This window comes from Streptomyces sp. P3 (assembly GCF_003032475.1).
In the GTDB taxonomy this organism is placed as follows: Bacteria; Actinomycetota; Actinomycetes; order Streptomycetales; family Streptomycetaceae; genus Streptomyces.
Window position 1 is genome coordinate 5,946,517 of sequence record NZ_CP028369.1, and the last position, 22,296, is coordinate 5,968,812.

A 22,296-nucleotide genomic window follows, 5' to 3' on the forward strand; every position below is an offset into this window, starting at 1 on the left:
CCGCCGACGCCGCCCCCGGTCTCGCTACGTGTCGCCGTCCGCGTCACCCGGCGGCGGCCCGGGCTGCCGTATGAGGGGCAGGGCGTCCAGGTACTCGGGCGGGTGGTCGAAGGCCCGGGTCAGGGAGGCGAGATGGGGCTGGAGGCTGTGGGTGAGGGCATCGACGGCGGCCGGGAGCTCGTGCACGTGGCGCGGGGTGATGTGGCCGTCGGCGAGGAGCAGGCCGGTGTGCGGGGTGAGGTGGGTGAGCAGGTAGAGGGCGGTGACCTCGGTGAGGAGGCGGCGGGCCGGTTCATGGGCCGTGCGGGCCGAGGTGGCCAGGAGGGCGTCCGCGGCCTGCAGCCTGATGTGGGCCTGAGCCTTCTGCAGCGCGGGAGCGGATGCCGTGTTCCAGCGGGCCTGCGGGTCGTGCGAGGGGCCCTGGCGCAGGGCTCGGTGTGCCTGCTCGTGGAAGGCGTGCTCGGTGCGGGCGAGCAGGTTGCGCAGGTGGTGGGGATTGGTGAGGACGGGCGGCCCGGCGTCCGGGACGGGCGGGGACGGCGGGTGGTGGAGCAGTTCCGCGGCCGCCTTGGTGGTGACGAGGAGGTTGTCGCCCTCCGCCGTGATGGTCCCCTCGATGTACTCGGAGAAGCCTGCGAGGTGGTTCGCGGGGAGAAGTCCCTGCGCGCCGCAGCGCTCCCGTGCCTCCAGCGCGATGGTGCGTGCCTCCCAGGTGATCCAGGCCTTGGCGAGCGCGACGAGGCGTTCGAGACCGGCACGGTCCGAGGCGTCGGGGCTGCTCCACCGCGCGGTGAGCGAGCGGTGCAGGAACGTCATCGCGTAGGTGGTCGCGACGCCCTGGAGCAGTCGGCTGTGGTGGGTGCGGTGGGTGTTGATGGGCAGCCGCTGACCGGGCCGGGCTCCGCTGACGTGCCGGTGGTCGCCGTAGCGGACGGCGATGGCGAGCGCCGCGCGTGAGGCTCCGACGGCCGCGGCGCTCATGCACAGCTTGCCGACGGTGACCCGGGAGATCGAGGTGAGGAAGCGTTTGCGGCGGTTGCCGAGGCTGCTGGTGAGGACGCCGTCGGGACCCAGTCGCCCGTGCTCGCCCTGAAGAAGGGCCCGGCGCGGCAGGGGCAGGTGGTCGAAGGAGGTGAGGCAGTGGTCGACGGGGGCGTTCGGACGCAGCGGGAGGGGTGTGACGGTGACGTGGGGAAGCGGTCCGTCGTGGTCGGTGAGCGGGGTCAGGAAGAGGAACACGCCGTGGTCCCGGTCGCCGACGAGCAGGCGGGCCGCCACGACGGCGCTCTTGGGGCCGCCCAGCGTGCTGGTGTTGGGCATGAACTTGGCGGCGCCGGGGTGGGGGGTGTGCAGGAGGAACCCGCCCGTCGCGGGGTCGAGACGGGCGGTGGTCTCCAGCGCGAAGGCGTCGTTGCCGTGGTCGACCTCGGTGCACAGGAACGTTCCGGTGCGTCGCAGCGCGGTGAACTCGGTCAGGTCCCTCGAGGGCTCGGCGTCGTGGTCGAGGAGGCTGCCGAGGAAGAGGTTGTAGTGGATGCTGGCGACGGTGGTGAGGCCGCCGCCGCCGTCCACGATGGCGGCCCACTCGTGCAGCGCCGTGAGGAGGGCCGGGTCGGTCGCGAGCGACGCGGGGTCGGCCAGCAGGTCGTTGACCAGACGCAGCCAGGTGTAGGACTGCGCGGCCCGCTCCTCGGGAGTGAGACCCGGCCGGTGACGGAAGTCGTCCCGGGCTATGAGGCGGCGCCACGGGGCGTGGACGCGTTCCCGTTCGCCGTCCTGGTCGAAGAGCAGCCGGGTCAGCTCGCGGACGGTCGCCGCGTCGTCCCGCGCCTCGCCCTCGGCCGTGTCCGCGAAGGGGCGGGGACCGCTGCGGTCCGGTCCGGCGGGGCGCTCCGCGCCGTGGAATGCCAGAAGGGCCATGACCACTCCCCGTTGTCGCGGATTCGCACACCGGTACGTCTGGTTGCGCCGTCCGCCAAAAGATACGGACCTACCGGTTTTCTCATCAAGTCGGAAACCGGCAATCCGGCCGGTCGTCGGTGGCGTGTTTTGAGGGGTTCCCGGGCCGCAGGAGCGCGCCTGGAGCGGATATGGCGAACTCACCGCCGAGGTCCGGGCGTTGCGGTGCCGCACGCCGCGGCCAACCTCCGATGGGCCGGTGGCCGCGGTGTCGGTGGACGTGAGCGGCGAGGTGGCAGGAGTCAGACCTGTCGGTATATTTTCGAGCCGGATTCGCCGGAGCTACCTCGGAGGTGGGGCGTGGCGCTGCAGGAACGGGCCGTCCGGACGAGGCGGGCCGTCCTCGTCGCGGCCGCGGCGGTGTTCGCCGAGGTGGGGTACGAGGCCGCGACGATCGCGGAGATCCTCGCCCGGGCCGGCGTGACCAAGGGGGCGCTCTACTTCCACTTCTCCTCCAAGGAAGAGCTGGCGCAGGCCGTGCTGGCCGGCCAGCTGGAGACCGTCCCGGCCGTGCCCGCAAGGGAGTTGCTGCTGCAGCAGGGGCTGGACGAGGCCTTCGTCCTGGCCCATCTGCTGTCGGTGGGCGATCCGTTGGTCCAGGGAAGCATCAGACTGACCGTGGACCAGGGGGCGCCGACGGACGGGCTGGACCGGCGCGCGCCGATGAGCGGGTGGATCGCGCACAACGCGGACCTGCTGGGGCGGGCGAAGGAGCGCGGCGAGCTGCTGCCGCATGTCGATGTGGCCGCCGCCGCGCGGATGTTCGTGGGCGCGTTCACCGGGGTCCAGGTGCTGTCCAAGATCATGACGGGGCACGCGGACCTGCCGGAGCGGGTGGCGGACCTTCAGCGGCATCTGCTGGCCGGGGTCGCGGTGCCCGCCGTGCTGTTGCAGCTGGACACCGCCGCCGACCGGGGCGCCAGGGTGTACGAGGAGGCCGTGAAGGCCAGTTGGCCGACGGGACAGCCGCGGGCCGCCGGATGACCGCCGCGGCCTCGTCCGCAGGGGGCTGTGCGACGGCGCACGCGGGTCGCCGAGCGACCGGCGGCCCCGGCCCGTCCGGCGGCGTGTGGGACCGGCGACCGGGCACGGGTGGTTTCCGGCGGTCGGCGTGAGGCGGCAGGTGCCTGCGAGTCGGCGGGCACGTGCGGGTCGGCAGGGGTGTCCGGGTCGTGAGGCGCGTGCGGGTCGTCGGGCGCGTGTGGGTCGGTGGTTGAGGGTGGGGCGACAGGGGGAGGGGTCGGGCACCAACGGTTGTCCGGGGGCGTGGTTCCGCGTCCTCGGCTGAGAGGCGGGCGACCCCCTGCCTCCCGACCGGTGCGCATGCCGACCCTGCTGGACCGACCCCGGGAGTTCGACGATGGATACGACAGCCTGCCCCTACGCCCTGGACGTGACGGGGCGCGATCTCGCGGGCGAGGCAGCCATGCTCAGGGCCCAAGGCCCCGCCGTGCGGGTGGAGTTGCCGGGGGGAGTGGTCGCGTGGGCGGTGCTGCGTCAGCGCGAGGTGGAGCGGCTGCTGACCGATCCCCGGGTGTCGAAGGACGCGCGCCGGCACTGGCCGGAGCTGATCGAGGGGCGCATCAGTGAGGAGTGGCCGCTGTACCCCTGGGTGATCAACGAGAACATGCTGTTCGCCTACGGCGACTCGCACACCCGGCTGCGCAGGCTGGTGGCGGGAGCGTTCACCGCGCGGCGTTCGGAGGCGATGCGGACACGAGTGGCACAGATCGCGGCAGAGCTCGTCGACGGGCTCGCGGCGAGCCGGCCCAGGGAGCCGGTGGACCTGCGGGCCGCGTTCGCGGAACTGCTGCCGATGCGGGTGATCTGCGAACTGTTCGGGGTGCCACAGGGCGAGGCCACCGACGCCCTGTGCGCGGCCCTGCACACGGTGTTCGGCACGACGATCAGCGGCCGGGAGATCGAGGCGGCCCGGCTGGAGGCCTTCGTCCGGCTGTCGGACCTGGTGAAGGCCAAGCGGGCCGAGCCGGGCGACGACCTCACGTCGCTGCTGATCCAGGCACGTGACCAGGAGGACCGGCTCACCGAGGAGGAACTCCTGGGCACCCTGTTCCTCATGATCGCCGGAGGGCAGGACACCACGGCCGCCCTGATCACCAACGCGGTCGGCGCGCTGCTGCGGTCGCCCGAGCAGCTGGAACACGTCAGGGCCGGCCGGGCGACCTGGCAGGACGTCGCTGCCGAGACGATGCGGGTGCACACCCCCGGGGCCTACTCGCCCATGAGGTTCGCCGTCGAGGACATCGATCTGGACGGCGTGCTGATCCGCAGGGGCGAGGCCATCCTCGTCAACTTCGCGGCGGGGGGCCGGGATCCGGAACGCTACGGGCCGCACGCCGAGCGGTTCGACGTGCTGCGCAAGGACCGTGACGGCCTCGGCTTCGGCCACGGGCCGCACCGCTGCCTGGGGGCGCCGTTGGCCGGAGTGGAGGCGGAGAGCGCCTTCGCCGCGCTCTTCGAGCGCTTCCCCCGCATGGAACTCGCCTGTGCGCCGGAGGAACTCCTGCCGTTGCCCAGTTTCCTGATGAACAGTTACCGGTCGCTTCCCGTCCGGCTCGTTCCCGTCCAGGCCTGAACCGGACATCGTGCCTGCGCCGTCGAAGACCGAGGGCCGGGGAGCACGGACCGAAGATACCGCACACGCGGTTTACTTCGGCACGGTCGCGATGGGATGCTCTCCCCGTTCCGCCGGACGCGGGACGCGGCTCTCCGCCGTCCGCGCAGGCTGGGGAGGAAGACCTGATGGTCAAGCAGGCACGGGCGGTCCGCACCCGCCGGGCCCTTGTCCGGGCGGCGGCCGAGGTGTTCGCCGCCGAGGGGTACGCCGGGGCGTCCCTTCCGGCCATCAGCGAACGGGCGGGGGTGAGCAACGGCGCCCTGCACTTCCACTTCGCCAGCAAGCACGACCTGGCGGCGGAGGTGGAGAGGGCGGCGGCGGACGGCGCGCAGCGCCTCGCCGAACGATGCCGCAGCCGGGCCGACACGCTGCTGCAGTCCCTCGTGCACACGGCCTGCGCACTGCTGCTCGCGGTGGTCGCCGACCCCGTGATCCGGGCGGGGTTCCGGCTCAGCGGTGATCCCTCGCGCAAGGACGGTACGCGGCTGCTGCGCTGGTGGCAGGCGTGGGTGCAGGAGCTCGTCGTACAGGCGCAGCGCGACGGGGAGCTCGCGCGGGACGTCCCCGCCGACGTCGCGACGACCGTGATCGTTGCCGCGACCGCGGGCTTCGAGGTGATGGGGGCGGCGGACCGCGAGGTGCTCTCGGTGGAACGCGTGACGCAGCTGTGGACCTTCGTCCTGCCCCGGCTGGCGGCCCCACCCGGGCACGCCTCGACGTCCAAGGGACCGCAGACACCGGTGGAACAGCAGGGCGACCAGGTGTATTGACCCGCAGGGTTGTCGACTCGGGTGACGGGTGGCCGGCCTCCCAGTGCGGTGTGGCCGTCGGCGCGTGGGCTTCACAGGCGTGGACGACGGCGTTTGTGCGCCTGTCCCTCCCGGACATAAGGCAGTTGGGCCTTCGTGTCCGCTGCCAGGAGAGGAGCGCCCGTGCCGCAGTCCGAAGAAGAGCCTCTCGTCGCGCTCGCGGCGCGCCTCGAGCATGACGGCCCCCGCTTCGCCCGGGCGCCGCGCACCGGACGCCCCGCCCGGCCCCGCGAGTACCGCCGCACCTGGGCCCGCTGGACGCTGGCGGCGGGCCTGGCCGGGCTGACCGGCGGCGTCCTCCTGTCGCACGGACTGCTGATCGCGGCGGGGCTGGTCGTCACCGGCATCGGCGTGCAGCTTCTCGACGCGCACCGGGCGCGAGGGGGCCGCCGTCACCTTCCTCTCCGGTGAGACGGAGAGCCCGCCTGCGCTGATAATCTTTACCGAGTACTTACGTTTCGCCGGGCGTCGACGCGCTCAGCCGTGGAGCGACGGCCGGCGGTCCGGTCACCGACGTGAGGGAGGGCGTGCCATGGGTCGAGTCATCCCCGTGCGCGTCGACAACGCCGCCCGCGACCGCGTTCCGGATATCGGCGGTACCGGCCCGAGCGACTCCCCGCAGCGCTGACGCGTAGCTCCCCCCCGCACGGTGGGAGCCCCGCCCCTGCGGCCGGTACTGCCGCGCACGCGACCCCGCTGCCGCCGGCACGCCCCGGGCCGATCCGGCGGACCGCGCCTCGGTCCCGCTCGTCGGCCGCCCCGGTCGGTGTCCGGGGAACGAACGGCTCTGCCGCCCGCGGCGTCAGCCCGCCTGCTCCGTGCGGTACCCCGGGCAGCGACCGGCCGCTCGGGAAAGTCCGCGTTCCACACACGTACGGCGGTCCGCCCCGCCCCCGCACCCCGGCGCCCGCGCGGGGGCGACACCGCCGGCTCCGCGAAAGCACAGACGCACCCCGCCGACCTCGACCGACGCGCCACCACCGATCCCGACCGACGGAGGAAGACGCCCGTGCACGACACCACCGCCCTGCTCATCGAACTCGGGGCGATCATCCTCGCCCTGGGCCTGCTGGGACGCCTGGCGGGACGGGTGGGCTTCTCGCCCATACCCCTCTACCTGCTCGCCGGGCTCGCCTTCGGCCAGGGCGGCATGCTGCCCCTGGAGGCGAGTGCGGAGTTCATCGCCACCGGCGCCGAGATAGGGGTCATCCTCCTGCTGCTCCTGCTCGGCCTGGAGTACAGCGCCTCCGAACTCGTCACCAGCCTGAAGACCCAATACCCCTCCGGCGCGGTCGACTTCGTGCTCAACGCCGTGCCCGGCGCGGCCGCGGCCCTGCTGCTCGGCTGGGGTCCGGTGGCCGCGGTGGCGCTGGCCGGCGTCACCTGGATCTCCTCCTCCGGCGTGATCGCCAAGGTCCTCGGAGACCTGCGCCGGCTGGGTAACCGGGAAACCCCGGTCGTCCTCGGCATCCTGGTCATGGAGGACCTCTCCATGGCCGTCTACCTGCCGATCCTCACCGCCCTGCTCGCCGGCGTGAGCCTCGCGGGCGGCGCGCTCACCCTGCTGATCGCCCTGGGCACCGTGGGGGCGGTCCTGTACGTGGCGTTGCGGCACGGCCGGCTGATCAGCCGCGCGGTCTCCTCCGACAGCGCCGAGATGCTGCTGCTCGTCGTCCTCGGCCTGACCCTGGTGGTCGCCGGCATCGCACAGCGCCTCCAGGTCTCCGCGGCCGTCGGCGCCTTCCTGGTCGGCATCGCCCTGTCCGGCGAGGTGGCCGAGGGCGCCAGCAGTCTTCTCACCCCGCTGCGGGACCTGTTCGCCGCGGTCTTCTTCGTCTTCTTCGGACTGCACACCGACCCCGCGGCCATCCCGCCCGTCCTCTTCCCCGCCCTGGCTCTGGCCACCGTCACCACCCTGACGAAGATCGCCACCGGATACTGGGCGGCACGACGCGCCCGGATCTCGGTCAAGGGCCGGTGGAGGGCGGGCGGAACCCTGGTCGCGCGCGGTGAGTTCTCCATCGTCATCGCCGGGCTCGCGGTCGGCGTCGAACCGCGCATCGGACCGCTGGCGACCGCGTACGTGCTGATCCTGGTCATCCTCGGGCCGCTCGCCGCCCGCTGGACCGAGCCCCTCGCCAACCGTCTCACCGCGGTACGCGTGGCACCGGCGGGGGCGGCCGAGGCCGTGGGCGCGGTCGACGCCGTGGAATCCGCCGGGACCGCGGGAGGCGCCGGGGCCGTGCCCGCGAGCCGTTGAGGAACAACGTGCCGCGGCGCGGTTACGACGCCCGGACGTCGGCGCCCCTTCGGGAAGGGGAGATAATCCGTGGGCGAGCGTCCGAGCCGAACGGGGAGGCCATGACCGACCGCAGCACGTCCGAGCAGTTCCTGGACGGCTTCCAGCGCATGCTCGCGGACGCGGCCGCCACCGGCCGCCGTCTGACCCGCGAGGAGATCCAGTCCCGGCGGGCACACGGCGCCCGGGCCGCCGAAGGCGGACACGACTGGCGCAGCCTCGTAAGGGCCCACCTCGCCGCCGGCCGGGAGGGCTGGCCGCGGGGGGCCGACCCGGCCGGTGTCCTCACCGTCGTCGAACAGGCCCTGGACGCCTTCGCCGACGGCTACGAGAGCGCGCAGCGCCTCGTGATCCGCAAGGAGGAGGCCGCCCGCCGCGAGTTCATCGACGACCTGCTGCACGGGCGCGGGGACCCGGGCCAACTCGCCGCGCGCTCCGAGCGGTTCGGCCTGCGCCTGTCCCGCGCCCACGCGGTCGCGGTGGCCGGGGGACCCGCCGAGTTCGACGAGACGGACCCCGTACCGCGCCGGGTGGCGGGCGAGCTGTTCGGCCGCTTCGAGGACCGCCGCATCCTGTTCACCACCAAGCACGGCCGGATGGTGTGCATCGCCCCGGGCGGCCAGGACGAGGTCCTCACACACTTCGCCGAGCAGGCCCACGCCGCAGCCGTGGGGCAGGTCCAGGTCGCCGTCGGCAGACCCAGACCGGGGCCGGTCGGCATCGGCCACAGCTACCAGGAAGCGCTCAACGCCCTCGAGGTGGCCCAGCGCATGGGCCTGGACGAGCCGCTGCTGCGCGCCGCCGACCTGCTCGTCTTCCCCGTCCTCGCCCGGGACAGGCAGGCCCTGGTCGATCTCGTCCACAGCGTCCTCGGGCCGCTCGAACGGGCCCGCGGCGGTGCGCAGCCGCTGCTCACGACCCTGACGGCGTACTTCGACTCCGGCTGCGTGGCGGCGGCCGCCGCCCGGCAGCTCTCGCTGAGTGTGCGTGCCCTCACCTACCGGCTGGAGCGCGTCCACCAACTGACCGGCGCCGACCCGGCCGACCCCGGCCACCGGTACACGCTGCAGACCGCGGTCATCGGCGCCCGTCTGCTCGACTGGCCGGCCAGACGCCTGCATCCGACCGACGGGCCTGCCTGAGGGCGCCGCGCGGGAGGGCAGGGGGGTCACTCCCGTTCGAGGATCGCGGCGGCCGCGTCCACGCCCTCCCGGGTGCCGATCACGATGAGGGTGTCCCCGCCGGTCAGCCGGAACCGGGGAGTCGGCGACGGGATGGCCTCGGCGCGGCGCAGCACGGCCACGATCGAGACACCGGTCTCGGTCCGCATGCGGGTCTCCCCGAGCAGCCGCCCGTTCCAGTGCGATGTGGCCGTCAGCTCGACGCGCTCCGCCACCAGACCCAGCTCGGTGGTCGACAGCAGGCTGGGACTGTGGTGCGTCGGCGTCATCGCGTCGATGAGCGCCGCCGCCTCCCCGGAGGTCAGCCGCACCGACAGCGCGCAGGCGTCCGGATCGTCCTCCTGGTAGGCGTTCAGCGTCCGCGCTCCGTCGCGGTGCGCGACCACCGAGACGCGACGCTGCTCCCGTGTGGTCAGGTCATAGCGGACGCCGATGCCCGGCAACGGCGTACTGCTCAGGCGCGGAGCCCCCACGACTGCCCCCAGTCCGGATCGAGCGTGCTGCGAACGTTGTCGGTCCACCCTAGTGCCGTGACCGGAGAGTTCACCGGCTCGCCTTCGCGGTCACGGCACCGGGCCGTGCCCGGCGGGTGACCGAAGCCGGGCTCGTGCGCCCCGGCGACGGGGTGGGAGACTTCGTGTTCAGGACCACACTGCCGTGGGGCCGGCGCTCCCGGCCCGGCGTCCCTTCGGCACGGGGGCCGGAAGGAGGCGTGGAGAATGATCGAGTGGGTGTCCCTCAGACAGGGCACCAGGCCCGTACCCCAGCCCGTCGCGACTCCACTGGTGTGGGCCACCGCCTGCGTCGGCGCGCTGACGCTGGTGACGGTGCACAACATGCTCGTGGGCTCCGACCGGCCCGGGCTCGCACTGGCCGCGCTGTCCCTGCTGGCCGGCCTGCTGGGACTGTGCGCCCGCTTCACGGCGGCACCCGGCACGGCCCTGCTGTGCTGGCTGACCCTCAACGGCTTCGCCGTTCCGCCTGCCGGGACCCTCACCTGGACCGGCCACCGTGACACCTTCTGGCTCAGCTGTCTGTGCGCCGCGACCCTCGTCGGCACGGCGGCCGCCCGGATCGGCCATGCCCGGGCCGCCTACCGTCGTCTCGCGTCCGCGGTCCCGACCGGCCCGGACCCGGAGGACGAGCCGCACGTCCGCTGATCCGCTCGCTCAGCCCTCCACACCGGTGGCGTCGTGGGCCGCTCCGACCGGCTTCGACTCCGGGGAGCCGCGTTGCCGCAGGTAGATGGAGAGCACCGCCATGGAGGCGACCGCGAGCAGCTCGGACTGCCAGTTCTGCAGGGTGCGGTTCCAGAACTCCGCCGCGCCCAGGTAGTCCGACCAGCTCAGGGGCGCCTGCAGTTGCCGCAGTCGCTGCTCGTTGGAGGCGGCCATGCCGGTGATCGACTGGACCAGCCAGGACAGCACGAAGATCGTCCCCATGACCAGCAGCAGGGAGTGCGAGTACAGCGCGCGCCGCCAGCCGCGGCTCCTGGCCCAGCGCGGCGAGCCGTCCTTGGCGTACGCGCCGACCATCTGGTCCTCGTCCGACTCGGCACCGGCCTTGTGCAGCTCCTTGGACTCCGGCGAACCGCGTTGCAGGAGCCATACCGTGGCCCCGACGTAGAGGAAGAACTGCAGGTACTCCGACTGCCAGTTCTCCGAGACGTCCACGGCGAAGTCGGACGAGGTGACGTACGCGCCGAGTGAGACCTGCTGGAGTCCCTCCACGGCCATCTGGTCGTTGAAGTCGGCGTGCCCCGCGATCGCCTGGCCGATCAGGCTCAGCAGGAACGCGCCGAGGAAGAACAGCCCGAGCCCGTTGTCGTGCACGAAGCCCCGCAGGCCCCGGCGCTGTCGGGGCCCGGCGCCGGAGGTGCGGCCGGTCATCGGTGCATCAGTCCCAACACCGCGAGATAGACGAGGCCGACCGCGATGATCGCGACGACCAGGACGAACATGACGCGCATGTGCTCACCCGCCCTTGACCGTGCACTGGTAGGGCCGGCCCGGTCGCGGCTCGCACCCCGCGGCCACGATCTTCCAGCCGCCGGTGAAGCGGGAGAGGAACAGGGTGTCCGAGGCGAGCACGGCCCGCGCCTGGTTGCCGTAGACGTCCGTGTGCCGCACCGCGCCGCCGGCCGGCAACGACTCCTGGCCCAGCGCCTTCGGGCACGGAAGCGCGGCGGACTGTTCCAGCTCCTGCTCGGTCTCCGGCGCGAGCAGCGCACAGGCGCGGTCGTAGGCGTCGTCGCGCAGCGCCGACTGGAACCGTGCCGCAGCGTCCCGGACGTCGTCCTGCCGTTCCGCCACCGCACCGCACCCGCTGACCACGCAGACGGCCAGCACCACGGCCAGCGCGACGCCGTACCCTCGTGCGGCCATGCGCTCACCTCCCTGGGCAGTACACCGCAGCGTTCCCCGGTGAGGCGGCCGCGGCACCGCGCCTTCGGCCGGCCGGCCCATCGTGCGAACCGGTGACCGGGCCGGTGACGGGGGGCGCGTCGACCGGGGCGACCACGGGCGGTGCGGGAGGGCGCCTGCCCGCCGCGCGGACGCGGCGGGCAGACCGGGAGGGCGAGGAGCCGGGGGCCGGTGACGGGTGGTCAGTCGACACCCCGCACCACGTTCCAGTCGTTCCCCCGGCGGCTGCGGCCCACGTCGCCGTCGATCGTCGCGCGGACACAGGTGCGGATGCGCTGCCCGCGCAGCCGGCGTGCCGTCGCCCAGCCCGTCTCCGGTCGGCGTACGGCGAGGGTCTTCTCGGTCTCCACAGGTACGGCGGTCATCTTCCCGTCATCTTCCTTCTTCGTCCGGTCCGTTACGTTCCGGACAGGTTCATGCCTTTTGGTGCGTATCCGTCACCGAGTTTCCCCACCGCTCGGCGGGAAACGTCCGCAAGCGATCGGCGCGGGAGCGCCGCAGCGGCCGCAACGCCGGGAACAGGGGCCACCGCCGCCCGCCTGCCCCGGTCGCCGTGCCGGCGTCGGCGTTACGTGATCGAGTCGAGGGGTACCGGGAGACGGGCGGCGTGAGCGCGCCGAACCACGGCGTCTGGAGGTTGGCATGGACTCATCGGTCGACCGGATCGCCCGACCGTGGGGCAGCCGCACCCCGTACGACCGGCACGCGTCCTGGCCCGCCCGCGTGGACACCCACCTCGAGGCGGGCGTCGCACCGGAGCAGGTGCAGCGCTGGGTGCGGGCCGCCTCGATCCTGCACTCCGACGGCGACGCCATGGACATCGCCGTCGTCGACGGGCGCACGGCCGGGGTGCGCGGCCGGGTGGACGACCGCGTCAACCGCGGACGCCTCGGTCCGAAGGACGCCTTCGGCTGGCAGGCGAACTCCTCCTCCGGCCGCCTGACCAGGCCGTTGGTCCGCGAGGACGGACGTCTGGTGGAGTGCGACTGGGACACCGCGATGGAGCGCGTCACCTCCCGCTCGCGCGAGCTGCTGACTCGGCGCGGCCCCGGATCGATCGGCTTCTACACCTCGGGGCAGCTGTACCTGGAGGAGTACTACACCCTCGCGGTGCTGGCCCGGGCCGGCATCGGCACGAGCCACCTGGACGGCAACACCCGCCTGTGCACGGCCACCGCCGGCGAGGCGCTGAAGGAGTCCTTCGGCTGCGACGGACAGCCCGGCAGCTACGACGACATCGACCACGCGGACGTGATCGCGCTGTTCGGGCACAACATCGCCGAGACGCAGCCCGTGCAGTGGATGCGCATCCTCGACCGGCTGGAGGGCGGTGACCCGCCCCGCCTGGTGTGCGTCGACCCGCGTCCCACCCGGGTGGCACGCAGGGCGGCCGTCCACCTCGCCCCGCGCGTCGGCACCAACGTGGCGCTGCTGAACGCGCTCCTGCACGAGATCATCCGCGCCGGCCGCGTCGACCACGACTACGTCCGTACGCACACCGTCGGCTTCGAGGAGCTGGCGTCCCGGGTCGAGGAGTGCACTCCCGAGTGGGCGGCGCGGATCTGCGACGTGCCGGCCGCGTCGATCCGTGCGGCCGCCGACCTCCTCGGCGCGGCCGACCGGCTCCTGTCCACGGTCCTGCAGGGCGTCTACCAGTCCCACCAGGCCACCGCCGCCGCCGTGCAGATCAACAACCTGCACCTGGTCCGCGGCATGCTCGGCCGGCCGGGCGCCGGCGTGCTGCAGATGAACGGGCAGCCCACCGCGCAGAACACCCGCGAGTGCGGCGCCGACGGCGACCTGCCGGGCTTTCGCAACTGGCAGAACGACGACCACGTCGCCGACCTCGCCCGGGTGTGGAACGTCGAGCCCTCCACCATCCCGCACCACACCCCGCCCACCCATGCGATGCAGATGTTCCGGTACGCCGAGCAGGGCTCGATCCGCATGCTGTGGATCAGCGGCACCAACCCGGCGGTGTCACTGCCCGAGCTGGCCCGGGTGCGCTCGATCCTGCAGCAGGAGCGTCTGTTCGTGGTGGTGCAGGACCTGTTCCTCACCGAGACCGCCCGGCTGGCCGACGTGGTGCTGCCCGCCGCGACGTGGGGCGAGAAGACCGGCACGGCCACCAACGCCGACCGCACCGTGCACCTGTCGGAGAAGGCGGTCGAACCGCCCGGCGAGGCCAGGCCCGACCTCGACGTCTTCCTCGACTACGCCGCCCGCATGGACTTCCGCGACAAGGACGGCGGCCCGCTGATCACCTGGCACGACCCGGAGTCCGCCTTCGAGGCGTGGAAACGCTGCAGCGCGGGGCGGCCGTGCGACTACACCGGCCTCACCTACGCCAAACTGCGCGGCGCGAGCGGCGTCCAGTGGCCGTGCAACGAACAGGCCCCCGACGGCACGCCGCGCCTCTACGCCGACGGCGTCGCCTGGGCGCATCCCGACGTCTGCGAGAGCTACGGCAAGGACCTGGTGACGGGCGCCGCCGACGACGTCGTCGAGTACCGCTCCCTCAACCCGGACGGCAAGGCCGTGATCAGGGCGGCCGACTACCTGCCGCCGCACGAGGCACCCGACGAGGACCATCCCTTCCAGCTGACCACCGGCCGCACCCTCTACCACTTCCACACCCGCACCAAGACCGCGCGGGCGCCCCAGCTGAACGCCGCCGCCCCCGACGTGTGGGTGGAGGCCTCCGCGTCCGACGCCGCCGCCCTCGGGCTCCACGAGGGCGACCTGGTCGAGGTCGGCACCCGCCGCGGCGCCGTGCGGGGGCGGCTGCGCGTGACCGACATCCGCCCCGGACTGCTCTTCCTGCCTTTCCACTACGGCTACTGGGACACCGAGGGCGGACACGGGCCGGGCGGCGGCATGCCGGGACGCGCCGCCAACGAGACGACCGTCACCGACTGGGACCCCGCCTCCAAGCAGCCGCTGTTCAAGACCGCCGCTGCGGCGCTGCGGCTCGTGGAACGCGGGGACGGACGCGTCGCCCCCGCACCGACCACCACGGCGTCGGCGCCCTCCCGCGCCGACGCCGCGCCGGCCACGGTCGGCGGCCCGACCGCCCTCGTCACCGAGTCGTCCGTCCCTGCCCGGGACCGCCGAGCGCAGGAGGCACCGTGAACGGCATCGCTTTCACCCTGCGCGCGCTGCACCACGGCGAGCGACACCTCGCCGGTCAGCTGATCGCCGTCGCCGAACGCCACCGCACCGAGCACGAGGTCCACCATGTGGCCCGCGACCTCGCCGCCTGGTCCCGGGCCCATGTCGCCTCCCTGGCCGAGGCCGCCCGCGCCCACGGCCTCGACCTCGACGGATCGCCCGGGGCTCCCGCGACCGGTGCGACCGGTGTGCTGTCGACGCTCCGGGAGAAGACCGCCGAGGCGGTGGGCCGCCGCCCCGAGCCCGGGCTGCTGCTCCTGCGTGATCTGCGGGAACTGCATCTGAGCGCCGCGGAGAACTCCCTGTACTGGGAGATGCTGGCGCAGGCCGCACAGGCCACGAAGGACGACGAGCTGCTCGCCGTCGTCTCCTCGTGTCACCCGCAGACGCTGCGCCAGATGCGGTGGACCAACACCCTGATCAAGAACCTCTCGCCACAGGTCCTCACCTGTCCGTGACGTCGATGTCAGCCCATGACGCCGATCCTGCCCGCGCCCGTGGGACGCCGGGCCCCGCGGCTCCGGGCGACCGCGGCGAACCCGGCGGCGTCGGCTGTGAGGGGCGCGAGGGGCGTGTGTGGGGCAGCGGCCAGTGGGCACTCAGTGGGGCGGAACGACGCGCCCCGCACCTGGAGCGCCCTGCCGAACGGAGAACGCGATGACGGCGCAAGCATGGGCGCCACAGGCGCCGGCCCGGGCCTGTATCCCGCCGGGTGTGTACACCCCCCAGTGGGACACCCGGCTGCTGACGCGTGCCCTGTCCCGTGAGGACATCGGCTCCGCCACGGAGGTGCTGGACCTGGGCACCGGCTCCGGGGCCCTCGCCGTTCAGGCCGCACGGCTGGGCGCCCGGGTGACGGCGGTCGACATCTCGCGGCTGGCGGTGCTGACCGCGAGGTTCAACGCGCTGCTCGCCGGCCAGCGGGTCCGATGCCGTCGGGGCGACCTCACCGCGGCCGTGCCGGGGCGGTCGTACGACCTGGTCGTGAGCAACCCGCCCTACGTGCCGTCGCCCGCCACGGCGCTGCCGCACCGGGGCCTGGCGCGGGCCTGGGACGCGGGCCGGGACGGGCGCGTGTTCATCGACCGGATCTGCTCCGAGGCGCCCGCCGTCCTGAATCCCGGCGGTGCCCTGCTGCTCGTGCACTCGAGTCTGTGCGACACCCAGGCCACCCTGCGGCGTCTGGCGGACGTCGGACTGCGCGCCGTGGTCACCGACCGGGCCACCGTGCCGCACGGCCCGGTCCTGCGCTCCCGCCACCGGTGGCTCCTCCAGCAGGGCCTGCTGGAGGACGGCGAGAACCACGAGGAACTGGTGGTGGTCCGCGCCGAACGCGCGTGACGCCCGCGCCGCGCGGTGCGGCGCGGTCACCCTGCGGGCGCGCACGGGTCTCCCTCACGGCGGAGATCCTCCGGGCGGCCGGGGCGGTGACCCGTCGCGGTGACAGGGCGGGGGAAGGGCGGTCACCGCCACCCCGGCAGGCGCCGGCCGCCCGGCGGCCCGCGGAGCAGGAACCGCGCCACGGTGTCACCAGCCCGTCAGCAGCAGGTGGTTGAGGAGCAGCGCGAGCACCACCTGTGCGGCGAGCCACGGCCGGGGCCGGGGCAGCAGCGCGCACGCGGCGAGCAGCCACTGGGCGAACGGCAGCCAGATCCGCTCGGTCTCCGCCTTGCTCATCCCGGACAGGTCGGCGATCAGCAGCGCGGCGAACACGGCGGCGACCAGCAGGGCGAGACGGGATTCGGGGGAGGCGCCCCGCACGTCCGCGAGCCGTGCGGGAGAGCGGGGGAACGCGCCGCCGGCGCGTCGCAGCGCGGCCACCGTGGCCGGACCCACGATCAGGACCGTGCAGGCGAGGTTGGCCCACACCCAGTAGCCGTAGGGCCGGACGCCGCCGGCGCCCTGGTGGTAGCGGTCGACCAGCAGTCGGTACGCCTCCCACCAGTCGAAGCCCGCCACGGTGAACGCGAGCGGGACGACGGCGGCTCCAGCGACGACGTACGGCAGCGGCCGCAGTCGCTGCGGCCCGCCGAGCAGCAGGACGGCGGCCCCGATCACCGCGAACAGGGTGAGGCCGTACGACAGATAGCAGGTGAGCCCGAAGAGGAGCCCCGCGGCGAGGCCGGCCCGGCGCGGCCGGTGTCCGGTGACCGCGAGGGCGAGGAAGGCGACCGTCCAGGCGGCGACCGCGGTGAAGTAGCCGTCGGCGGAGGTGCCCGTCCACACCGCGGCCGGCGCCAGCACCAGGAACGGCGCCGCCCGGCGGGCGTGGCCCTCGCCCACGAGCGTCCGCACGGCGACGAGGACCGCCGCGCACGCCGACCCGCCCACGGTGATGCACCAGACCCCGGCCCAGCCTCCGCCGCCGAGTCCCACCCGGTCGAGCAGGACGAAGGTGAGCGGCGCCGCGGGCGGATGGCCCGCCACGTGGGCGGGCCAGTTGTCGGGGGACTGGAGCAGGATGTGGTGGGTGAAGTCCCGCAGGGTGGCCGGGATGTCCTGGAAGCGGTCGATGACCCGCAGGTACTCGTGCCGGGTCGTGAGCCGGCCGGCGACCCCGCGCTGCCAGCCGTCGACGAGCGCCAGGGCAAAGATCCAGGCCGTGGCGGTGCCCCAGGACGACCAGAGCAGCGTCCGCCACCGCAACCGGGCCGCGACGGCCGGTCCGCAGGCGACGACGGCGACCGCGACGACGATCGCCGCCGGGGTGCCCGGTCCGACATGCGGCTGCCAGGTGGCCAGCAGCGGGGGCCAGTTCACCCGCAGGGTGCCGTGGTCCCGCTCGATCGCGGTACCGACCAGCACGGCGGCCGCGACGAGCAGAGCAGCTGCCACCGTCGCACCCAGGTCACGGAGATGATCACGATTCACAGGGGAACGCTAGGCCGCCGCGGGCCCGTCGACGCCGCTTAGCCCGCGGACGTCAGCGTTTCGTCATGTGTCGAAGGCCCCGTCGCCGGGCCGCCTCGGCCTACGGTCGGCGCATGTCACGGTTGCCCACCCTGCCGTCCCTGTCCGCCTCCCCCCGCCTGCCGACCTCTCCCCGGTTCTGGCGCAGCCCGCTGCGCGGTCCGTGGTTCACCTCCGTCCTCGGTGTCGTGCTGCTCGGCGGGATCACCGTGCTGTTCGTGACGGGGCTGCTGTCGTACGCCGCCTACAACCCGGATCTCTCGCCGGTGAACGACAAGACCCCGGACAAGGGGCTGCTCGGCTTCTACCTCTTCGCGTGGCCGACGGACCCGCCCTGGCTCTACCGGCTCACCCAGGGCGTCCACGTCACCCTCGGGATCACCCTGATCCCCGTCCTGCTGGCGAAACTGTGGTCGGTGATCCCCCGGCTGTTCGCGCTGCCGCCCGCGCGGTCGCTCACCCACGCGCTGGAGCGCCTGTCACTGCTCCTGCTGGTCGGCGGCGCGCTGTTCGAATTCGTCACCGGCGTGCTCAACGTCCAGCTCGACTACGTCTTCCCCGGCTCCTTCTATCCGCTGCACTTCTACGGGGCGTGGGTGTTCTTCGCCGCGTTCACCGCCCACGCGGTACTGCGCGCGCCGGCCGCCGTACGCAACCTGCGCCGACTGCGGGACGAGCCGGAGCCCGCCCGGGAGGAGGCCGCCCGCGGCGCGGAGGTCTCGCTGACCGCGCCGCGTCCCGCGGAGCCCACCGTGACGCGGCGGGGCGCGCTCTGGCTGGTCGGAGGCGGTTGCCTGCTGCTGTTCGTCACGTCGGCGGGGCGGAGCTTCGACGGGCTCGCCCGGCGGACTGCCTTCCTCGCGCCGCACGGGGGTGCGGAGCCGGGCAGCGGCCCCGGCGGCTTCCAGATCAACAAGACGGCCGTCTCCCGGGGGATCGTCGCGGCCGAGACGAGCGCGGACGCGTGGCGGCTGACCGTCACCGGGCCCGCCGGGACCGTCCGGCTGAGCCGGGCCCAGCTGCTCGAACTCCCCCTGCACAGCGCGGCGCTGCCCATCGCGTGCGTGGAGGGCTGGTCCACCTCCGACCAGTGGTGGCGGGGCGTGCGGCTGCGTGATCTCGCCGCCCTGGTCGGCCACGACGCGGACGCGGCGCCCGACGTCCTGGTCGAGTCGCTCCAGCGGAGCGGGGCCTTCCGCCGGGCGGCGCTGCGCGCGAACCAGGTGCGCGATCCGCGCTCCCTGCTGGCCCTGGACGTCAACGGTGAGCCGCTGACCCCCGACCACGGATTCCCGGCCCGGATCATCGTGCCCGCCGCGCCCGGCGTGCTGAACACCAAATGGGTCGCCCGGCTGACGTTCGGCGAGCTGTGACGGCGCCGGCGGGACGAGCGGTACGGCCAGCTGTGAACACCCCGGTGAGGAGACACCTGTGAGGCGACCTGTGAGGCGGCACGGCGCGACGGCGGCCCGGCCGCCCGGTGCGAAGGCGACCGGCGCCCTGCCCGGGACGCACGCCGGCAGCCCGTTCCCCCTGCTGCTTCTGGCCTGCTCGTTCGCGCTGGCCGGTTATGCGGGGGTGCGGCTGCTGGCGGACGACTGGTTCGCGGTGGCCCTGTGGTTCGTGGGCGCCGCACTCCTCCACGACCTGGTGCTGTTGCCGCTGTACGCGACGGCCGACCGTGCGTCCGTGAGGTCGCTGGAGGCGGCCGGCCACCGCGCGTGGGCCCTGTACGTGCGGGTGCCGGCCGTTCTGTCCGGGCTGCTCCTGCTGGTGTGGTTCCCGCTGATCAGCGGGCGCGTGGAGGAGCGTTACCGGTCGGCGACCGGGATGTCCGCGGACGGGTTCCTCGCCCGCTGGCTGCTGATCACGGCCGCGCTCTTCGGTGCCTCGGCGCTGCTGCTCGCGCTGCGCCGGCGGCCGGGGCTGCGCAGGGCGACGAAGCAACGGCCGCCCGCCGACCACTGATCGGCGGCCCGCCAGCCCGTCGGGCCGGTGCGCCGGAGCAGTGCCCGGGTACCGAGCCGGGCCCACGGGAACGGGACGCCGGCCCCGCCCCGGACGTCGACGAGACGGACGTCGATGCGTTCGTCGACGTCCACGGGAGCCGTCTCGGCGATCAGCAGACCGCCGGGGACCAGGGTCCCCGCCAGCCTTTCGAGCAGGGCCGCCGCGTCGCCGCCGATGCCGAGGTTGCCGTCGACGAGCAGGGCGGTGCCCCAGCGGCCTTCCCCGGGGAGCGGCTCGAAGACCGAGCGCCGCAGCGCGGGGCCGCCGAGCCGGACCGTGTGCCGGACGGCGGCCTCGCTGACGTCGATGCCCAGAGCGGTCCGGCCCCGGGAGGCGAGCTCGGCGACCAGCCGTCCGGGACCGCAGCCGACGTCGAGCACGGCGCCCTCGCAGCGGTCCAGTACCTGCCGGTCCACGGCGTCGGCGCGCCCGCACCAGCGCTCCACGTCCAGGGGCAGCAGCCAGCCGTCCCCACGGCGCAGGAAGAGCGGTCCGCGGCCGGCCCGGAGGGCGTCGGCGTACGGGTCGGCGCGGGACCAGCCGTGTTCCGCGCCCTCGCGCGTCACCGCCTCGTTCGTCACCGCGTCGTTCGTCGTCACCTCGTGCGTCATCGCGCCTTTCGTCATCACCTCGTGCGTCGTGCTCATCGGCTGCCGACCGCGCGGAGCCGGGTCAGGGCGGTGGCGAAGCGGCCGTGCGCGGCGCAGGCGGCGACCGCCTCCGCGTCGGCGGACGTGTCCACGTCCCGCAGGCGCGGCAGGTCGCGTACCCGCAGTCCGGCGGCGACGAGCCGGGCACGCTGCACCGCGCCGGTGACGGACGTCGACATCGGCACGCCGCGCAGCAGGTCCGGGTCGGGGTGGGCCAGCCCGAGGGCCCAGAAGCCGCCGTCCTCGGCGGGGCCGAAGCAGGCGTCGTACCCGTCGAAGTCCACGGTGAGCAGCTCCGGTGTCACCTGGGGGGTGTCCATCCCGATCAGCAGGGCGGGACCGTCGCATCCGGCGAAGGCCGCGGCGAGCCGCTCGTCGAGACCGCCCGCGCACTGCGGCACGACGTCGAAACCGGGCGGCAGCCACGGGCCGATCTCCCCGTCCAGCACGAGCACCCGACGCCGGGCGGGTGTCGCGGCGACCGCGCGCAGGGTGTCCTCGAGGGCCGCCTCGGCGAGCGAGGCGGCCTCGGCGGGTGTGAACGGCGGGGTCAGGCGGGTCTTCACCCGGCCCGGACGCGGTTCCTTGGCGACGACGAGCAAAGTGGTCATCGGCGGACGCCTTCCTCGGCGGGCACGGGAGCCGGAGCGGGAGCCGGGCCCGCCGCGGGCGTCGGCGCCGGTGTCGGGGGTTCGGCCAGGACGCGGCTCATGTCGCGCACCGCCTGCCAGGTGCCGCGCCAGGTGCCCGTCACCTTGGACGCGCCGGACCGCGGCAGATACGGGACGTCGTGCTCGGCCACGCGCCAGCCCGCGTCGGCGGCCCGTACGACCATCTGCAGGGGATAACCGCTGCGCCGGTCGGTCAGGCCGAGCCCGAGCAGCGCCTCACGGCGGGCGGCGCGCAGCGGACCGAGGTCGTGCAGACACAGGCCGGTGCGGCGGCGCAGCATCCGGGCGAGCGCGATGTTGCCGGCCCGGGCGTGCACGGGCCAGACGCCGCGGCCCTGCGGGCGTCTGCGCCCGAGCACCAGGTCGGCCCGGCCGCCCTGGACCTCACGTACGAACGGAACGAGCAGAGCCGGGTCGAGCGAGGCGTCGCAGTCGCAGAAACACACGGTGCCGGCGGTCGCGGCGCTCAGCCCGGCGTGGCAGGCGGCGCCGAAGCCACGGCGCGGCTCGTCGACGACGACGGCGCCGAGTCGCCGGGCGATGTCCGCCGAGCCGTCGGAGGAACCGTTGTCGACGACGAGCGCGCGCCAGCCGGAGGGAATGCGGGAGAGCACCCAGGGGAGCGCCTCGGCCTCGTTCAGACAGGGGAGGACGACGTCGACGTCCTCGAGCGGGGGAGGGGTCATCACGTCTCTCACCCTACGAACGGGAATCGGGCATTTCGGACTGTGGCTCCTTACGAAACACGGACGTCGACGCGGGACGGGGGCCGCGGGGCGACGCGGGGCGGCCGACGGTGCGAGGCTGGCCGTATGGAACAGCAGCCGTACGAGCAGGCCGCGGACGCCCCCGCGAGCCCGGGGGCCCGGACCACCGGGGCCCGGGTCCTCGTCGTCGACGACGACCCGACCGTCGCCGAGGTCGTCGCGGGCTACCTCGACCGCGCCGGATACCTGGTGGACCGGGCGGGTGACGGGCCGTCCGCCCTCGCCGGCGCCGCCGCCCACTGGCCCGACCTGGTGGTCCTCGATCTGATGCTGCCCGGCATGGACGGCCTCGAGGTGTGCCGGCGGTTGCGCGGCCGGGGGCCCGTCCCGGTCATCATGCTCACCGCCCGCGGCGACGAGGACGACCGTATCCTCGGCCTGGAGGTCGGCGCGGACGACTACGTCACCAAGCCGTTCAGCCCCCGGGAACTGGTGCTCAGGGTGGAGTCCGTGCTGCGCCGCACCCGGCCCGGGGCGGGCGCCCGGTCCCTCGGCGCGGCCGGAATCACCCTCGACCCGGCGGCCCGCCGCGCCACCCGGGCCGGCGCCGAACTGGCGCTCACCCTGCGCGAGTTCGACCTCCTGGCGTTCTTCCTGCGGCATCCCGGCAGGGCGTTCAGCCGCGAGGACCTGATGCGGGAGGTGTGGGGCTGGGACTTCGGCGACCTGTCGACCGTCACCGTCCACGTCCGGCGGCTGCGCAACAAGGTCGAGGACGATCCGGCCCGGCCCCGTCTGATCCAGACGGTGTGGGGCGTCGGTTACCGTTTCGATCCGGCGGCCCCCGCCGGCCCCGGTGAGGAGTGAC

21 protein-coding genes are annotated in these 22,296 nt (G+C 74.0%); 12 read left to right on the forward strand and 9 right to left on the reverse strand.

Annotated features, from left to right (window positions below; genetic code table 11):
* Positions 1–24: 24 nt before the first annotated feature.
* Complete coding sequence (locus C6376_RS26290) at positions 25–1,920, reverse strand: acyl-CoA dehydrogenase (RefSeq protein ID WP_107445695.1); 1,896 nt, start codon at positions 1,918–1,920, stop codon at positions 25–27.
* A gap of 339 nt (positions 1,921–2,259) precedes the next feature.
* Between C6376_RS26290 and C6376_RS26295 the strand changes: the two genes are divergently transcribed.
* The 6 genes from C6376_RS26295 (at position 2,260) to C6376_RS26320 (ending at position 8,847) form a co-directional block, all read left to right on the forward strand.
* Positions 2,260–2,943 (forward strand): ScbR family autoregulator-binding transcription factor, encoded by a 684-nt coding sequence (locus C6376_RS26295; protein WP_107445696.1) that lies wholly within the window; start codon positions 2,260–2,262, stop codon positions 2,941–2,943.
* Between the two features lie 376 nt (positions 2,944–3,319).
* The gene (locus C6376_RS26300; protein ID WP_107445697.1) at positions 3,320–4,555 is read left to right on the forward strand and encodes a cytochrome P450; all 1,236 of its coding nucleotides are present in this window, start codon (positions 3,320–3,322) and stop codon (positions 4,553–4,555) included.
* Between the two features lie 167 nt (positions 4,556–4,722).
* On the forward strand, positions 4,723–5,367 hold the full coding sequence (locus C6376_RS26305; protein ID WP_107445698.1) for a ScbR family autoregulator-binding transcription factor: 645 nt from the start codon (positions 4,723–4,725) through the stop codon (positions 5,365–5,367).
* Positions 5,368–5,529: 162 nt separating this feature from the next.
* Complete coding sequence (locus C6376_RS26310; protein WP_107445699.1) at positions 5,530–5,817, forward strand: DUF3040 domain-containing protein; 288 nt, start codon at positions 5,530–5,532, stop codon at positions 5,815–5,817.
* Positions 5,818–6,415: 598 nt separating this feature from the next.
* Positions 6,416–7,666 (forward strand): cation:proton antiporter, encoded by a 1,251-nt coding sequence (locus C6376_RS26315; protein WP_254076049.1) that lies wholly within the window; start codon positions 6,416–6,418, stop codon positions 7,664–7,666.
* A 101-nt stretch (positions 7,667–7,767) separates the two neighbouring features.
* Positions 7,768–8,847 (forward strand): CdaR family transcriptional regulator, encoded by a 1,080-nt coding sequence (locus tag C6376_RS26320; protein WP_107445700.1) that lies wholly within the window; start codon positions 7,768–7,770, stop codon positions 8,845–8,847.
* 26 nt (positions 8,848–8,873) lie between these two features.
* On the opposite strand, the gene C6376_RS26325 is transcribed toward C6376_RS26320, so the two are convergent.
* Positions 8,874–9,359 (reverse strand): cation:proton antiporter regulatory subunit, encoded by a 486-nt coding sequence (locus tag C6376_RS26325; protein WP_254076050.1) that lies wholly within the window; start codon positions 9,357–9,359, stop codon positions 8,874–8,876.
* A gap of 246 nt (positions 9,360–9,605) precedes the next feature.
* Between C6376_RS26325 and C6376_RS26330 the strand changes: the two genes are divergently transcribed.
* Positions 9,606–10,046, forward strand: coding sequence for a hypothetical protein (locus C6376_RS26330; protein ID WP_107445701.1), 441 nt, complete (start codon positions 9,606–9,608; stop codon positions 10,044–10,046).
* Between the two features lie 9 nt (positions 10,047–10,055).
* On the opposite strand, the gene C6376_RS26335 is transcribed toward C6376_RS26330, so the two are convergent.
* The 3 genes from C6376_RS26335 to C6376_RS26345 all read right to left on the reverse strand — a co-directional run bounded on the left by C6376_RS26335 (position 10,056) and on the right by C6376_RS26345 (position 11,674).
* The gene (locus C6376_RS26335) at positions 10,056–10,775 is read right to left on the reverse strand and encodes a DUF6766 family protein (protein ID WP_107445702.1); all 720 of its coding nucleotides are present in this window, start codon (positions 10,773–10,775) and stop codon (positions 10,056–10,058) included.
* An 84-nt stretch (positions 10,776–10,859) separates the two neighbouring features.
* On the reverse strand, positions 10,860–11,270 hold the full coding sequence (locus tag C6376_RS26340; RefSeq protein WP_107445703.1) for a hypothetical protein: 411 nt from the start codon (positions 11,268–11,270) through the stop codon (positions 10,860–10,862).
* A gap of 221 nt (positions 11,271–11,491) precedes the next feature.
* Positions 11,492–11,674, reverse strand: coding sequence for a hypothetical protein (locus tag C6376_RS26345; RefSeq protein ID WP_107445704.1), 183 nt, complete (start codon positions 11,672–11,674; stop codon positions 11,492–11,494).
* Between the two features lie 277 nt (positions 11,675–11,951).
* On the opposite strand from C6376_RS26345, the gene C6376_RS26350 reads away from it, so the two are divergent.
* The 3 genes from C6376_RS26350 to C6376_RS26360 all read left to right on the forward strand — a co-directional run bounded on the left by C6376_RS26350 (position 11,952) and on the right by C6376_RS26360 (position 15,821).
* Positions 11,952–14,441, forward strand: coding sequence for a molybdopterin oxidoreductase family protein (locus C6376_RS26350; protein ID WP_107445705.1), 2,490 nt, complete (start codon positions 11,952–11,954; stop codon positions 14,439–14,441).
* Positions 14,438–14,938, forward strand: a complete 501-nt coding sequence (locus C6376_RS26355) for a hypothetical protein (protein ID WP_107445706.1) — start codon at positions 14,438–14,440, stop codon at positions 14,936–14,938. The genes C6376_RS26350 and C6376_RS26355 overlap by 4 nt, the downstream gene beginning before the upstream one ends.
* Positions 14,939–15,137: 199 nt before the next feature.
* Positions 15,138–15,821: a HemK2/MTQ2 family protein methyltransferase gene (locus C6376_RS26360; protein ID WP_107445707.1), complete on the forward strand. Its 684-nt coding sequence runs from the start codon at positions 15,138–15,140 to the stop codon at positions 15,819–15,821.
* A gap of 186 nt (positions 15,822–16,007) precedes the next feature.
* Here the strand turns inward: C6376_RS26360 and C6376_RS26365 are convergent, their stop codons facing one another.
* Positions 16,008–17,351: a hypothetical protein gene (locus C6376_RS26365; RefSeq protein ID WP_107445708.1), complete on the reverse strand. Its 1,344-nt coding sequence runs from the start codon at positions 17,349–17,351 to the stop codon at positions 16,008–16,010.
* Positions 17,352–17,464: 113 nt separating this feature from the next.
* Between C6376_RS26365 and C6376_RS26370 the strand changes: the two genes are divergently transcribed.
* Positions 17,465–18,763: a molybdopterin-dependent oxidoreductase gene (locus tag C6376_RS26370; protein WP_107445709.1), complete on the forward strand. Its 1,299-nt coding sequence runs from the start codon at positions 17,465–17,467 to the stop codon at positions 18,761–18,763.
* Between the two features lie 438 nt (positions 18,764–19,201).
* On the opposite strand, the gene C6376_RS26380 is transcribed toward C6376_RS26370, so the two are convergent.
* Genes C6376_RS26380 through C6376_RS26390 form a run of 3 tightly spaced genes read right to left on the reverse strand, consistent with a single transcriptional unit; the run spans position 19,202 to position 21,407 of the window.
* Complete coding sequence (locus tag C6376_RS26380; RefSeq protein WP_254076051.1) at positions 19,202–20,047, reverse strand: bifunctional 2-polyprenyl-6-hydroxyphenol methylase/3-demethylubiquinol 3-O-methyltransferase UbiG; 846 nt, start codon at positions 20,045–20,047, stop codon at positions 19,202–19,204.
* The gene (locus tag C6376_RS26385; protein WP_107445710.1) at positions 20,044–20,661 is read right to left on the reverse strand and encodes a DUF2064 domain-containing protein; all 618 of its coding nucleotides are present in this window, start codon (positions 20,659–20,661) and stop codon (positions 20,044–20,046) included. The genes C6376_RS26380 and C6376_RS26385 overlap by 4 nt, the downstream gene beginning before the upstream one ends.
* Positions 20,658–21,407, reverse strand: coding sequence for a glycosyltransferase family 2 protein (locus C6376_RS26390; RefSeq protein ID WP_107445711.1), 750 nt, complete (start codon positions 21,405–21,407; stop codon positions 20,658–20,660). The genes C6376_RS26385 and C6376_RS26390 overlap by 4 nt, the downstream gene beginning before the upstream one ends.
* Positions 21,408–21,533: 126 nt before the next feature.
* Between C6376_RS26390 and C6376_RS26395 the strand changes: the two genes are divergently transcribed.
* The gene (locus C6376_RS26395; RefSeq protein ID WP_107445712.1) at positions 21,534–22,295 is read left to right on the forward strand and encodes a response regulator; all 762 of its coding nucleotides are present in this window, start codon (positions 21,534–21,536) and stop codon (positions 22,293–22,295) included.
* The last annotated feature ends 1 nt before the right edge of the window (position 22,296 follow it).